Here is a 13,460-nt window from a genome sequence, read left to right on the forward strand (position 1 = left end):
TTGAGCCTAATCTCGGATCCGCTTCGTACCCCTGCCCGGAAGCCGACGCAACGGGCGTAGGCATCATGTACGGGGAGATTCCAGAATGAAGCGGAACAAGACCTTCCTTATCGGTACCACCGCCGTCGCCGCCGCCGCGGGCGTAACCCTCGCCGTTCTGCCGGCCTTCGCCGACAGCAAGAGCTCCACCGCCGGTCACACGGGGCACGGGGGCAGCGCCGCGAGCATCTCGGTGCAGAGCGGCGCGGGCGGCAGCGGCTCGGACCGCGCCGCCTCCCTCTTCGTGGCGAGCCTGAACGGCGCGAACGAGGAGCCGGTGCAGGGCGGACCCGCCGTCGGTGACCGCGACGGCACCGCGCTGGAGTTTGTGAAGGTCAAGGGGGACAAGGTGTCCGTCGCCGTGAAGTTCCGCGGCACCGACAAGCCGACCGCCCTCCACGTCCACCAGGGTGCGAGGGGGACCAACGGCGGAATCAAGATCGACTTCACGGAGCTGCTCAGCAAGGGCAAGACCCACTCCAAGGGCTGGACCGGCGCGGTCGTCGGCACGGTGAAGGTCAAGGACAAGGCGGTGCTCGACGCCTTCAAGACCGACCCGAACGGCTTCTACGCCAATCTGCACACCGCGCAGTTCCCGGGCGGCGCCGTCCGCGGCCAGTTCCACAAGGTGACCGGCTCCTTCAACGTCGCCGACGCCCTCGACAACTTCCAGGCCTCCGTGGTCAAGGGCAAGCAGATCTACGAGTGCAAGAAGGGCGACGACGGCAAGAGCTCCTTCCAGCAGCGCGATGTCCGCGCCGTCCTCGGCGGGAACATCGCCCACTCCTTCGTCGCCCCCAACTCGGGCACGCCGCAGTGGGTCGCGCAGGACCACAGCGCCGTCACCGGCAAGCTGATCAGCAAGACCCCGAACGGCGACAAGAACATCCCTGAACTGGACCTGAAGGCCACCCAGTCCGGCAAGAAGCGGGGGCTGTTCGCGGGCACCCAGGAGATCTTCCGGCTGAACACCGTGGGCGGCGTCGCCCCGGCCGGCAGCTGCGAGAAGGGAGCGATCGCCGGCGTCCCCTACGGGGCGGACTACGTCTTCATCCAGAAGTAACCCTTCCGGCAACAGGGCTCGCGGCGCTTCCCCTACTGGTTGGGGGAGGCGCCGCGTCCTACTGTCATCCCATAGCAGTACGCCAAGTTGCTCCCGCGGTCTGACGCTTCTGTACGCCCCATTTGGTCAGATGAATACCACCACGCCTGACCAACCACGGAGGTAGGGCACACCATGGCACCGAACGACAGCGCACAGACCACCGAAGAGGCCAAGGACCTCGCAGCGGGCCGCCGTAAGGCAGCGCGCTACATCGTCCCGGCCGCGGTGGCCGGGGTGGCGGCGGCGACCATCGGGCTCGTCCCGGCGCTCGCTGCCTCCGGTGACCCCGATCTGCCGAAGATCACCGCGCAGGAACTCATCGAGAAGATGGCCGCGTCGGACACCCAGCAGCTCTCCGGCACGGTGAAGATCAACACGGACCTCGGCCTTCCGTCCCTGGGTGCCCTCGGCGACCTGGGCGGCGGCTCCTTCGCCCCCAAGGGCGGGGACGGAGGGACGGGCTCGTCCGCGTCGCCCGGCAGCAAGCTGATGGAGCTGGCCTCCGGCTCGCACACACTGCGGGTCGCGGCCGACGGTCCCGACAAGCAGAAGCTGTCGATCCTTCAGGACACCGCCGAGTACAGCATGATCCACAACGGCGACGAGGTCTGGGCGTACGACAGCGCGTCGAACGAGGCCTTCCACTCCAAGGACGACGGCTCCGGCAAGGGTTCAGGCAACGGTTCAGGCAAGGCGCACGAGGCCGCGCCGAAGGACCTGCCGACCACGCCCAAGGAGCTCGCCGACGAGGCGCTGAAGGCCGCGGACGAGACCACGTCGGTGACCGTGGGCGGCACCGCGCAGGTGGCCGGCCGTGATGCGTACCAGCTGGTCATCAAGCCGAAGCAGAGCGGTTCGACGATCGGCTCGATCAAGATCGCGGTGGACGCGAAGAACGGCGTGCCGCTGAAGTTCACGCTCACCCCGAGCAGCGGCGGCAAGGCCGCGATCGACGCCGGCTTCACCAAGGTCGACTTCTCCAAGCCGGCCGCGTCCACCTTCGACTTCACCCCGCCCAAGGGCGCGAAGGTGACCGAGGCGGACGAGGTGGAGAAGGGGAAGGGCCAGGAGCACGGCGCGAAGAACCACGAGGAGTTCAAGGGCCTGGAGGACTTCCAGGGGCTGAACATCATCGGCAAGGGCTGGACCTCCATCGCCAAGATCGAGACGCCTGGCGGCGAGGGCTTCAGCGCGCCGAAGGACGGCGAGGTCCCGCCGGAGGCCGAGAAGTTCCTGAACGCGCTGGGCGACCAGGTCGACGGGAAGTTCGGCTCGGGCACGGTCTTCAAGACCCGTCTGGTCAACGCCCTGATGACGGACGACGGCACGGTCTACGTCGGCGCCGTCACCAAGGACGCACTCGTGAAGGCCGCGAACGAGGCGAAGTAACCCAAGGCGCGCTTTCTGTCCGCCCCGCCGTACGCTCCGTACGGTGGGGCGGAGCGCTGACCCGATTGAACGGGGGACACCAATGACAGCCGGCATGGAGACTGTCGACGAGAGCGGCGTCGAGACCGGCGTCGAGACTGTCATCGAGACGCGCGGGCTCACCAAGCGTTACCGGGGCGGGCAGTTGGCCGTCGACGGGCTCGATCTCACCGTGCCCGCCGGCAGCGTCTTCGGGTTCCTCGGCCCCAACGGGTCGGGCAAGACCACCACCATCCGGATGCTGATGGGACTGATCGATCCCACCGCGGGCGGCGCCACGGTCCTCGGCAGGCCCATGCCACGCGCCGTGCGCACGGTGCTGCCCCAGGTGGGCGCGCTGATCGAAGGGCCCGCGCTGTACGGGTATCTGACCGGCCGGGACAATCTGCTGCGCTACGACTCCGCCGACCCGAGCGCCGATCCGCGTACCCGCGGCTCCCGCGTCGCCGCCGCGCTGGACCGGGTCGGGCTCACTTCCGCCGCCGGCAAGAAGGCCAAGGCGTACTCCCTCGGGATGAAACAGCGGCTCGGGCTCGCGGCCGCGTTGCTGCAGCCCCGCAGACTTCTGGTGCTCGACGAGCCGACGAACGGCCTCGATCCGCAGGGCATGCGGGAAATCCGTTCCCTGGTACGGGAGTTGGCGGCCGACGGCACCACCGTCTTTCTCTCCTCCCACCTCCTCGACGAGATCGAGCAAGTCTGCACGCATGCCGCGGTGATGGCTCAGGGGCGGCTGCTCACCCAGGGGCCGGTCGCCGATCTCGCGGCGGGCGCCCGGGGCAGGCTGGCCGTCGTCACGCCCGACCCGGGGGACGCGGCCGGGCTGCTCAAAGAGCTGGGCGTCACCGAGCTGACCGTCGAAGAGGACCGGGTGACCGGTGAGCTGCCGGCCGCGGATGTGGAGCTGGCGGAGGTCAATGCCGCGCTGGTGCACGGCGGTGTACGGGTACGAGGGTTCGGGATCGAGCGCGCCTCGCTGGAGGACGCGTTCGTCGCGCTGACCGGGGAGGGATTCGATGTCGCGGGTTGAGGAGGTCGAGGGGGCCGGGGCGGTCGGGACGGCAGACGTGACAGCTGACGCGGTCGGGACGGCTGACGCGACCGGGACGCTTCGCAGGCCCAGCCCGCTGTGGACCCTGGGGCTGTTCCGCTCCGAGCTGACCACCACCTTCCGGCGCTGGCGCACGCTCGCGCTGCTGGGGGTGCTGGCAGCCGTACCCGTACTGATCGGCATCGCCGTGAAGATCGAGACGAGCGACGGCGGTCCGGCCGGTGACGGCAGCGGGCACGGCCCGGCCTTCGTCACACAGATCACCAACAACGGGCTGTTCCTGGTCTTCGCCGCCCTCGCCGCGACCCTGCCCGTCTTCCTCCCGATGGCCATCGGCGTCGTCGCGGGCGATGCCATCGCGGGCGAGGCGAACTCCGGCACCCTGCGCTATCTGCTGGTCGCCCCGGCCGGACGCACCCGGCTGCTGTTCGCCAAGTACGCCGCGGCCTGCGCGTTCTGCCTGGTGGCGACCCTGGTCGTGGCGGCTTCGGCGCTCGCGGTCGGGGCGCTGCTCTTCCCGCTCGGCGATGTCGTCACGATCTCCGGCACCCGGATCTCGTTCGGGGACGGGCTGCTGCGTGCCGCACTGGTCGCGGTCGTCGTCGCGGCCTCGCTGACCGGGATCGCGGCGCTCGGCCTGTTCGTCTCGACCCTCACCGGCAGCGGCATCGCGGCGATGGCGACGACCGTCGGACTGCTGATCACGGTGCAGATCCTGGACACGATTCCGCAACTGCACGGGATCCACCCCTACCTCTTCCCGCACTACTGGCTGTCTTTCGCGGACCTCATGCGGGAGCCCGTCTACTGGGACGAGGTGGTCAAGAACCTCGGCCTGCAGGGCGTGTACGTGGCGGTGTTCGGGTCGGCGGCGTGGGCCCGCTTCACGACGAAGGACATCACGGCGTAGCCGGAGCGGCCGGCTTACGTACTCAAGCACTCCAGAGACGACTGCATGCGTGCGCAGTATCTGCACACGCATGCAGCCTGTGGGGGGTGGCGGTCAGAAGGTGAGCTTCCAGCTGTCGATGTAACCGGTGTCCTGCGCCGCGACGTCCTGGACGCGCAGCTTCCAGGCCCCGTTCGCCGTCTCGCTCGACGCGTCGACGGTGTACGTGGCGATGACGTTGTCGGCCGAGTCGTTGCCGCTGGAGTTCTTCAGCCGGTACGCCGTCCCGTCCGGCGCCACGAGGTCGACGACCAGGTCGCCGCGCCAGGTGTGCTTGATGTCCACGCCGACCTTGAGGGCGGCCGGGGCGTTGCCGGTGCGGCCCGTGACGGTCACGGTGGAGGTGACGGCCGCGCCGATGTCCGGGACGGCGACGTCGGCGGCGTTCTCGTAGAAGTCGCCGGGCGGGACGGTCGGCTCGGTGGACAGGGTCCAGACGGCGTGGGCGATCGCGTCGCTGTTGCGGTCCAGTGCGGTGTCGTTGATGTTCGTGCTGGAGTCGCAGGAGGAGTGGTAGCAGCGGTCGAAGGCCTGGCCGGCCGTGCCGCCCCACTTCTGGGCCTGGGCGCTGGACTTCGTACGGCTCGCGCCGGTGAACAGACCGCCGACCGGTATGCCCACGTTCTTGAACGAGGCGTGGTCGGAGCGGCCGTCGCCCTCGGTCTCGATCTCGGTGGCCACGCCGAGGCCCGCGAAGTAGTCCTTGAAGGTCTTCTCGATCGCCGGGTCGTCGTCGTAGACGAAGTAGCCGGGGTTCGGGGAGCCGATCATGTCGAAATTGAGATAGCCGGAGATCTTTGAACGCTCGGCCGAGGGAAGGTTGTTGACGTAGTACTTCGACCCGACCAGGCCCAGTTCCTCCGCGCCCCACCAGCCGAACCGCAGGTGTTTCGTCGGCTTGAGCTGGGCGCGGGAGACGGCGAGGGCGGTCTCGAGTATGCCGGCGGAGCCCGAGCCGTTGTCGTTGATGCCGGCGCCCGAGGTGACCGAGTCCAGGTGCGCGCCGGCCATGACGACCGAGTTGGCGTCGCCGCCGGGCCAGTCGGCGATCAGGTTGTAGCCGGTGGCACCGCTGGTGGTGAACTGCTGGACGGATGTGGTGAATCCGGCCGCGTCCAGCTTGGCCTTCACATAGTCGATGGAGGCCTTGTAGCCGGCCCGGCCGTGCGCGCGGTTGCCGCCGTTGGCGGTGGCGATCGACTGGAGCTCGCTGAGATGCGCCTTGACGTTGGCGAGCGGTATGTCGGGGGCTGCGAGCGCGGACGCCGGGGCGGCGGGGGCCGCGGTCGCGGCGGGGGCGGCCGCGGCGGAGGCGAGCAGCCCGGCGAGGGCGAGCGCGGCCGCCGCGGCGGTTCTTCTGGGGGCGGAGAGCTTCACGTGGGGGGTCATGTGTGGGGGCTCCGACTTCCGTACGGGGACAGGACGGAACGTGCGAGACGCCCTGGGACGGCGGGTCCCAGGGCGTTGGAGCTGGTGGTGCGCAGTGCGTGCTGTGAGTTCAGCGAGAGTTTGACTCACCGTCAAGGGCGGAAACCGGTCAGTGGTGTTCACATAACGGACGCCCGCTCCCCGTCTCTGCCTCCACTACTCCACGCAGAACTCATTTCCCTCGGGGTTCGACATGGTGGTCCAGACGCCGATCGGCTCGTTCGCGTGGTACAGAACGGACGCCCCCAGGCCCTCCAGGCGCGCGACCTCTGCCTCCCGGTTCTCCTCGCCTACGTGCAGGTCGAGATGGAGTCGGTTCTTGGTCGTCTTCCCTTCGGAGACTTGCATTGAAGACGTAACCAGGCGTTCGGTAGCGTAGTCCCCGCTCTCGCCGAGCCTGGAGGCTACGCTGCCTCGTCCAGAACTGCCCGCACTTCCGGCACGTCCCTGTATTCATCCAGCCTATGAAGAACGACCCTTACACGTTCCGCTGTGCGTTCGCTCGCGACGTCTGCGGAAAGCGAGATGACCCGCTGTGCCGTTGCTGCCGCTTCCTCTGGTTCGTTGGCGTCGGCCAGTGCTACGGCAAGCCACGAGAGGTACAGGGCAAGTTCACGGGTATGCGTAGCGTCGTACCGGGCCAGCACTTCCCGGAGGAGTGGCACAGCGCGTAAAGGCTTCTTCAGCTCCGTATAGACGCGCGACTCCATCACTTGCAACTCGCCTGCGTCCACCCAGTACAGGTATTGGGGCGACTCCCTCACTGCGCTGTCGTTTGCCAGTGCTGCGGATGCCTCGCCCAGCGCGCGAATTGCTGGCTGCGCTTCATTGGCCTGCGTGTGCGCCCAGGCGATTCGGTCAAGATACAGCGCGCGCGCTCTAGGGGGCGTGTCGTCGCCTGCCGCTTCCAACGCAGCCTGAGCGAGCGTAAGGCCCTCTTTCACGTTCCCTGTATTGCTGTACTGGTACGCGAGCGATCCGGCGAGATTGCCGACTAGCGTTCCGTCCTGCGCCTGTCGGGCAGCGCTCATGCCGAGTTTGTAGATGCGTTCCGCTTCCTCATGGCGCCCAGCGTCAGAGGCAATCCACCCGGCAATCTGTGCCAGCTCACCAATCTGCACGAGCAACGCGCGCCCGACTTCTTCTGTGTGGCTTCCCTCGCGGTACAGCTTTACCGCGGAACGCAACTCCCTAAGCGCCGGGCCGATTAGATCACCACCCGCTAGAAAGTCATCCGCGAGGCGCAATCCGTGCACTCGGCCGGCTAGGTCGGTAACGTCACCCGCACCAATTCGGCGCCCCTGTCTAGCTTTCAGTGGCGCCAATGGGTTGGTATCTGGGAGGAAGTCAGCCACCGTGACAGGAGCGCCCCCCTGGGCGTCGCACGCGGCTGCCTGTTCAAGCTCAGTGGCAGGCACGTCCAAAGCGGCGGCAAGGGAAGGCAGCCATTCACGCGGCGTGCGCTTGCCTTTCTCGTACCGGTAGATGTCCTGCCGGGTGAGGGAATCGGGCGGTAAACCCGCCGCGCGGCATGCCTCTGCCGCTAGCCGCGCCTGACTCCATCCTTTGCCTTGCCGTAGGCGCCGGATCATGTGGGCCGCTGTTTCTCCGCGCATGTCTCAAGTCTGGCCTACACGGGGCCTACACGTGGCCGCTAGGCACCGATTCGTCCCAGCGGCAGCGTGGTTCGACGCAGGACCCCCGCACCGCTGGAACGGCCGGGGGCGTGGACCACCTGAGAGAGCAGGCAGTCATGGACTTTGTAACACGGTTACTCGCGTGGCTGACAGGCGCGCTGGGGTGCCGCCGTACGCCCGGTAGGCACAGCCGCACCGACGCGCCCCCCGCGGCCCAGCCCAGCCCCGCCGTATGCGGCGCGCGGCTGGTCGCAGCCCGCAGGCATCGAGCGAGGCGCGCCCCAGACGTGCCGACCCTCCCGGAGCCTCGCGCCCAGTGGTTCCCGCCTGCCCCCTGGGAACGGCCCCTGACCCTGGTCCGGCCCTACCTGTTGTGCCACCTGGGCGAGGACTGGCGCCATGCGGCATCCGGAAAAGGCGCGTGATCGCGTGGCCACCATCACGATCAGTGTGTATCGGGTCAATAGCGAGACAGGCGCCCGGACGGAAGTCCAGGACAAGACAACGCACCTGTGTCCCCCCGGCAATCCGTCCGATGCGGGATTCGGTTTCCCGCCCTGCACATGCCCGCCCTGCAAAGCAACTCGCCAGGCCCAGGGGCATCGTGACCCGCTCAGTAATACGTTTCGTGAAGCACACGATCCGGCATGTGCCGGACGGCGGAGTCACGTTCGAGGCGTTCTGCACTGCGCCTCACTGCGATGGGAATTCCGGCCCCATGGACGACCAGGAAGCGGCACAGGATTGGTGTTTGCGCCATACCGGCAGCACTGGACATGACATGTTCCGCCGCGTGGTGACCGACCATGCGTGCGTGACGCGCGACGAGTAGGCGCCCCAGCAAGACCAGCAAGAAACCCGATGGCGGCCATTCCGGGCAAGGGCCGCAACGAATGCCCCCGTGCCGGTCGCCCCCGTCCGGTACGGGTCAGCGCCCCCACCTGCGTGAGCTACGGCCGTAGTTGGGGGCGCACTGCAATACGGCGCGGGGACCGATTCCCCGCACTCAGAGGGAAGGGAATAGCTCCATGGACGCAGAGTTTGTATTCCGAACGTCCACGGCGTGCCAGTACAACAACAAAGACCCCCGCTGTGTGGAGATCGCAACGAACGTTCCCGGCAAGGTGGCAGTCCGGAATTCAGCGACCGGTGAAACCGTCGAGTTCACGGCGGTTGAGTGGACCGACTTCCTGAGCGGTGCCAAGCTGGGCGAGTTCGACGTCACGGCGTAGGGAGTAGTCATGGGGCAGTGTCCGCGGTGCGGCGGCACCGTAGAGCGCGACCCGGAGCACCTCACGGTGCGGCGGTGTCTGTCGTGCTGGCATGCCTGGGCGCTGCCCCTGGAGCGGCCATGTCCGGGCTTCCGGCCGACGCTGGGCGCGGCCCTGCGGAAGCTGGAAGAGGACCGGGACCTACGCCGCTAGGCACCCCGCTTAGGCGCCCCCGACCGTGGCAGCAAGGGCCGCAGTCGGGGGCGCGTTTGGTTACGTCTTCGCTACGACTTCCCTCCGGTACGCGCTGGAAGAGGAGCCTGCGTCCGAGCCCCGCACCGCTGACCTTGTCGAAGGGGTCGTCCGGATGCCGGACGGCGACGTAATCACGCCAGGCATCCCGACCGTGCGACTGGACCGTCGATCCTTCCGGCAGTTGTCCGTATCCACGCAGGCGCTCGATGAGGCCGCCGCCGCTGGTGCGCGATGGAACGGTGCAGCAATCGCAACAAGGTGCGGGCGCACCGCGTCCGCCACGCGGAGCACGCAGTAGGAGACGGACGATGACCGCGGAACGGCCCGCGGAATGGCCCGCGGAACGGCCCACGGGACTGACCCAGGACGCAGGCTGGGAGGTCGGTGTGTCGAAGACGCTGCCACTCCCGTCTCCGCCGTGTGGGACTTCATCGCGAGCCCCGAGGGTGTCGCCCTCTGGCTCGGCAGGGTCGCCCAACTGCCCACCGAGAAGGGCGAGTCGTACGAAACCGGGGACGGTATCGCGGGCGAGCTGCGCAGCTACCGGCCCGGGGACCGGGTCCGGCGCACGTACGGCACGACCACCCTCCAGGTCGCGGTCTCCGCGTCGGGGGCGGGGGAGAAGGCTGTACTCCGCTTCCATCAGGAGCATCTGGCGAACGGGGTGGCGCGTGAGCGGCAGCGGGCGCACTGGAAGGCCGTGATGGCCGATGTCGTACAGGCCCTTGGGGGTGCCTCGTCAGGTGGCGTCGTAGGCGGAGCGGGACCTTCACATCGGGTCGATGTTCTCCGGTTCGTCCGCCGGACTTACGCGCCTTGGCGGGCGAGCCCGCCGCTCGGTGGGCGGCCGGCCCGCAGTCGTGTCCCGCCCGCCCCGTTCGTACGCGCCGGTGGTGCCGCGGGCCCGGGCCGCCTCCTGTTCGGCGGCCGACAGCCACCGCTCCCAGCGGTGGCGCATCGGGTTGATCAGGCCGCCGCCGACGCCCACGATCAGGATGCCCGCCATCGAGGCGAGCGCCGCCGTGAGCACCGGGCCGGTCACCGAGGTCGCGATCTCCGCCTGGCTGAGCGCCGCGATCACGCCGAGTGCCACGATGGACGCCCAGGCCACCGTGGACAGGATCTTGCCGTACGAGGTCTCGCCCAGCGCCCCCTGGACGATGTCGCGGACCGCGCGTGCGATGGCCAGGGCCACGACGACGATCACACACGCGACGATTGCCTTCGGCAGCCACCCGACAACACTGTTGATCATGCCGCTGACAGGGTTCGGTCCGAAGACGCCGAAGCCCAGCTGCAGCGCGATCAGCAGGATCCCGTAGTAGAGGATCTTGACGAGGATCCCGGTCGCGTCGTACTTCGACCCGTGCAGAGCATTGGCGACCCCGCTGCGTTCCGAGAGCCTCTCGAAGCCGACCCTGCGCAGGAGTTGGTCGGCGCCCCGGGCCACCAGCTTCGCCACGAGCCAGCCGATGAGCAGGATGACCAGGAAGCCGATGAACTTCGGCACGAACCTGGCCACTGCCGACCACGCGTCGGTGATCCCCTGTCCGAAGTCGACCGTAAGGGCGAGGGGCGGGACGAGGGGCTGGGCGAGGGGCTGCGACATGACGCACTCACTCCGCTCCGGGGGCCGCGCACATCGGGGCCTGTACATCCGGTGGTAGCACCGGTCGAGCGGTCGGGGCCTGCGCCCAGCCCCGCAGGTGAGCCGATCGAGTGTTAATTCCCGGGGACGGATGCGTCAGGCGGTGGGCTCCGCAGGAGCCGGCGTCGCCCGCGTCGGAGCAGGAGCAGGAGCAGCAGCCGTCGCCGCCGCCAGCCGCAGCGCCGCCGCCTTCGTACGCCGTGCCGTGCGCAGTGCGTCCCAGGTCAGACAGGTCAGCGCCAGCCAGACCAGCGCGAAGCCGGCCCAACGCTCGGCCGGCATCTCCTCGTGGAAGTACAGGATCCCCAGCAGGAACTGGAAGACCGGCGCCAGGTACTGCAGCAGCCCCAGCGTCGAGAGGGGCACCCGGATCGCCGCCGCGCCGAAGCAGACCAGCGGCACCGCGGTCACCACTCCCGTCGCGGCGAGCAGTGCCGCATGCCCCGCGCCGTGCGCCCCGAAGGTGGCGGATCCGTCCGCGCCGAGCCAGAGCAGAAAGCCGAGCGCCGGGAGGAACTGGATCGCGGTCTCGGCGGCCAGCGACTCGAGCCCGCCGATGTTGACCTTCTTCTTGACCAGGCCGTACGTCGCGAACGAGAAGGCCAGCACCAGCGAGATCCACGGCGGCTGCCCGTACCCGATCGCCAGCACCAGCACCGCGGCGAAGCCGGTGCCGACCGCCGCCCACTGCGCCGGACGCAGCCGCTCCTTCAGGAGCAGCACGCCCATCGCGATGGTGACCAGCGGGTTGATGAAGTAGCCGAGCGACGCCTCGACGACATGGCCGGAGTTCACGGCCCAGATGTAGACGCCCCAGTTGACGGTGATCACCGCCGCGGCGACCGTGATCAGCCCCAGCTTGCGGGGCTGCCGTATCAGCTCCCGTAGCCAGCCCCAGCGCTTCAGCGCCAGCAGCGCGATGCCGACGACGGCCAGCGACCAGACCATCCGGTGTGCCAGGATCTCCGTCGCTCCCGACGGCTTCAGCAGCGGCCAGAAGAGCGGGACCAGGCCCCACATTCCGTAGGCCCCGATCCCGTACAGCAGTCCTGCCCGCTGTTCACCGTCCGACTTCACTGGCCCCTCCCGCCCTGCGCGCATCACCCGCGCATCACCACGAAGAAGGTACGCGGCGCAGGGCCGGGCTGTCATGCCCGTATCGCTATACGGTCATGACGGATCTTGGCCGGTCGGATGGCCGGTCGGATGGCCGGTCGGTCCGGCGGTCAGTCAGGCGGTCTGCAAGTCAGTCGGTGGCGAGCGCCGCCGCCACCGAGTCGGCGAGCGGCGTCGTGGGGCGCCCGGCCAGCCGCGCCAGGTCACCCGTCGTGCCGGCCAGCAGCCCGCGTCCGACCGCCGCGTCGACGTCGACGAGGATCTCGGCGAACGGCCCGGGGATGCCCGTGCCCGTCAGGATTCCCACGTGCGCCTCGGCGGGTACGTTGCTGTACGCGATCGTCCGGCCGGTCTGCCGGGAGAGCTCGGCCGCGTACTCCGCGAAGGACCAGGCGGCGTCGCCGCTCAGTTCGTACGCCTTGCCCAGGTGGCCTTCGCCGGTCAGCACGGCGGCCGCCGCGGCGGCGTAGTCGGCGCGGGCGGCCGAGGCGATCCGGCCGTCGCCGGCGCTCGCGACGACGGCGTTGTGCGCGAGGACCGGGGCGAGGTGCTCGGTGTAGTTCTCCGTGTACCAGCCATTGCGCAGGAAGGTGTACGGCAGGCCCGAGTCGAGGATCACCCGCTCGGTGACCTTGTGCTCGGCGGCCAGCTGGAAGTCGGCGTCGGGGCCGCCCAGTACGCCCGTGTACGCGAGCTGTGCGACGCCTGCCGTCTTCGCGGCCTCGACCACGGCGGTGTGCTGCGCCACCCGCTGTCCGACCTCGCTGCCGGATATCAGCAGCACGCGGTCACCGGCGCGGAAGGCCCCGGCCAGCGTCTCGGGAGCGCTGTAGTCGGCGATGCGCAGTTCGACGCCGCGCGCCGCGAGGTCCGCGGCCTTCTCCTTGTCGCGGACGACCGCGGCGACCTGGTCGGCCTGGACCGTGGCGAGCAGCTCGTCGATGACGAGACGGCCGAGGGCTCCGGTGGCTCCGGTGACGACGATGCTCATGGTGTTTCTCCAATTCGTAGGGCTCGGCACTCACCCTACGAAGGGTGCTAACTAAACGAAAGTACCCACTTTGAAGTAAGGTACTGGTATGAGCGTAAGCAGGAATCCGGACGTGAACGACAAGATGTGCCCCTCCCGCATCGTCCTGGAGCACGTCACCAGCCGCTGGGGGGTGCTCGTCCTCGCCGCGCTGCTGGAGCGTTCGTACCGCTTCAGCGAACTGCGCCGGGAGGTCGGCGGCGTCAGCGAGAAGATGCTGGCGCAGACACTCCAGACCCTGGAGCGCGACGGCTTTGTGCACCGCGACGCCAAGCCGGTGATCCCGCCACGTGTCGACTACTCCCTGACCGCGCTCGGCAAGGAGGCCGCCGAGCAGGTGTGGGGGCTGGCCCGCTGGACCGAACGGCGGTTCGACGAGGTGCAGCAGGCCCGTGCCGTGTACGACGAAGCCCGGACCTCCTGACAGGAGATCCGGGCTTCGGGGCGCCTCAGTGACACATCAGCCGACGACGGTCCAGGTGTCGTTGCCGGTGAGGAGGGCGGCGAGGTCGCCCTTGCCGTTCTGTTCGATGGCGGTGTCGAGTTGGTCGGCCATCATCGTG

13 protein-coding genes and 3 pseudogenes are annotated in these 13,460 nt (G+C 68.8%); 10 read left to right on the top strand and 6 right to left on the bottom strand.

Annotated elements, in window-relative coordinates; translation table 11 throughout:
• Window positions 1-85 precede the first annotated feature (85 nt).
• The 4 genes from ACH492_RS34145 (at window position 86) to ACH492_RS34160 (ending at window position 4,533) form a co-directional block, all read left to right on the top strand.
• Window positions 86-1,102 (top strand): CHRD domain-containing protein, encoded by a 1,017-nt coding sequence (locus ACH492_RS34145; protein WP_398992391.1) that lies wholly within the window; start codon window positions 86-88, stop codon window positions 1,100-1,102.
• Window positions 1,103-1,276: 174 nt separating this feature from the next.
• Window positions 1,277-2,533, top strand: a complete 1,257-nt coding sequence (locus ACH492_RS34150; protein WP_398992393.1) for an outer membrane lipoprotein carrier protein LolA — start codon at window positions 1,277-1,279, stop codon at window positions 2,531-2,533.
• 94 nt (window positions 2,534-2,627) lie between these two features.
• Window positions 2,628-3,602 carry an ABC transporter ATP-binding protein gene (locus ACH492_RS34155; protein ID WP_398992395.1) on the top strand — a complete coding sequence of 325 codons (975 nt, stop codon included), beginning with the start codon at window positions 2,628-2,630 and terminating at the stop codon, window positions 3,600-3,602.
• Complete coding sequence (locus ACH492_RS34160; protein ID WP_398992397.1) at window positions 3,589-4,533, top strand: ABC transporter permease; 945 nt, start codon at window positions 3,589-3,591, stop codon at window positions 4,531-4,533. Before ACH492_RS34155 ends, ACH492_RS34160 begins: the two co-directional genes overlap by 14 nt.
• Window positions 4,534-4,626: 93 nt before the next feature.
• On the opposite strand, the gene ACH492_RS34165 is transcribed toward ACH492_RS34160, so the two are convergent.
• From ACH492_RS34165 to ACH492_RS34175, 3 genes and pseudogenes are all read right to left on the bottom strand, one after another.
• On the bottom strand, window positions 4,627-5,961 hold the full coding sequence (locus ACH492_RS34165; RefSeq protein WP_398992399.1) for a M28 family metallopeptidase: 1,335 nt from the start codon (window positions 5,959-5,961) through the stop codon (window positions 4,627-4,629).
• A gap of 195 nt (window positions 5,962-6,156) precedes the next feature.
• Window positions 6,157-6,345, bottom strand: a pseudogene (locus ACH492_RS34170) (VOC family protein); the annotation flags it as partial.
• Between the two features lie 59 nt (window positions 6,346-6,404).
• Entirely contained in the window at window positions 6,405-7,616 is a 1,212-nt protein-coding gene (locus ACH492_RS34175; RefSeq protein WP_398992401.1) for a helix-turn-helix domain-containing protein, read from the bottom strand.
• 649 nt (window positions 7,617-8,265) lie between these two features.
• Between ACH492_RS34175 and ACH492_RS34180 the strand changes: the two genes are divergently transcribed.
• From ACH492_RS34180 to ACH492_RS34200, 5 genes and pseudogenes are all read left to right on the top strand, one after another.
• Complete coding sequence (locus ACH492_RS34180; protein ID WP_398992403.1) at window positions 8,266-8,469, top strand: hypothetical protein; 204 nt, start codon at window positions 8,266-8,268, stop codon at window positions 8,467-8,469.
• Between the two features lie 196 nt (window positions 8,470-8,665).
• Window positions 8,666-8,869 carry a DUF397 domain-containing protein gene (locus tag ACH492_RS34185; RefSeq protein WP_398992405.1) on the top strand — a complete coding sequence of 68 codons (204 nt, stop codon included), beginning with the start codon at window positions 8,666-8,668 and terminating at the stop codon, window positions 8,867-8,869.
• Between the two features lie 9 nt (window positions 8,870-8,878).
• Complete coding sequence (locus ACH492_RS34190) at window positions 8,879-9,061, top strand: hypothetical protein (RefSeq protein WP_398992407.1); 183 nt, start codon at window positions 8,879-8,881, stop codon at window positions 9,059-9,061.
• Between the two features lie 252 nt (window positions 9,062-9,313).
• Window positions 9,314-9,415, top strand: a pseudogene (locus ACH492_RS34195) (CGNR zinc finger domain-containing protein); the annotation flags it as partial.
• Window positions 9,412-9,830, top strand: a pseudogene (locus tag ACH492_RS34200) (SRPBCC domain-containing protein); the annotation flags it as partial. The pseudogenes ACH492_RS34195 and ACH492_RS34200, both read left to right, overlap by 4 nt.
• Window positions 9,831-9,872: 42 nt before the next feature.
• Here ACH492_RS34200 and ACH492_RS34205 read toward each other — a convergent pair.
• The 3 genes from ACH492_RS34205 to ACH492_RS34215 all read right to left on the bottom strand — a co-directional run bounded on the left by ACH492_RS34205 (window position 9,873) and on the right by ACH492_RS34215 (window position 12,858).
• Entirely contained in the window at window positions 9,873-10,712 is an 840-nt protein-coding gene (locus ACH492_RS34205; RefSeq protein WP_398992409.1) for a hypothetical protein, read from the bottom strand.
• 135 nt (window positions 10,713-10,847) lie between these two features.
• Window positions 10,848-11,828: an EamA family transporter RarD gene (gene rarD / locus ACH492_RS34210; protein WP_398992411.1), complete on the bottom strand. Its 981-nt coding sequence runs from the start codon at window positions 11,826-11,828 to the stop codon at window positions 10,848-10,850.
• A gap of 169 nt (window positions 11,829-11,997) precedes the next feature.
• Complete coding sequence (locus ACH492_RS34215) at window positions 11,998-12,858, bottom strand: SDR family oxidoreductase (protein WP_398992413.1); 861 nt, start codon at window positions 12,856-12,858, stop codon at window positions 11,998-12,000.
• 88 nt (window positions 12,859-12,946) lie between these two features.
• On the opposite strand from ACH492_RS34215, the gene ACH492_RS34220 reads away from it, so the two are divergent.
• Window positions 12,947-13,321, top strand: a complete 375-nt coding sequence (locus tag ACH492_RS34220; protein ID WP_398992415.1) for a winged helix-turn-helix transcriptional regulator — start codon at window positions 12,947-12,949, stop codon at window positions 13,319-13,321.
• Window positions 13,322-13,460: the final 139 nt, after the last annotated feature.

It is taken from the genome of Streptomyces sp. NPDC019443 (genome assembly GCF_044389785.1).
Lineage (GTDB): Bacteria > Actinomycetota > Actinomycetes > Streptomycetales > Streptomycetaceae > Streptomyces.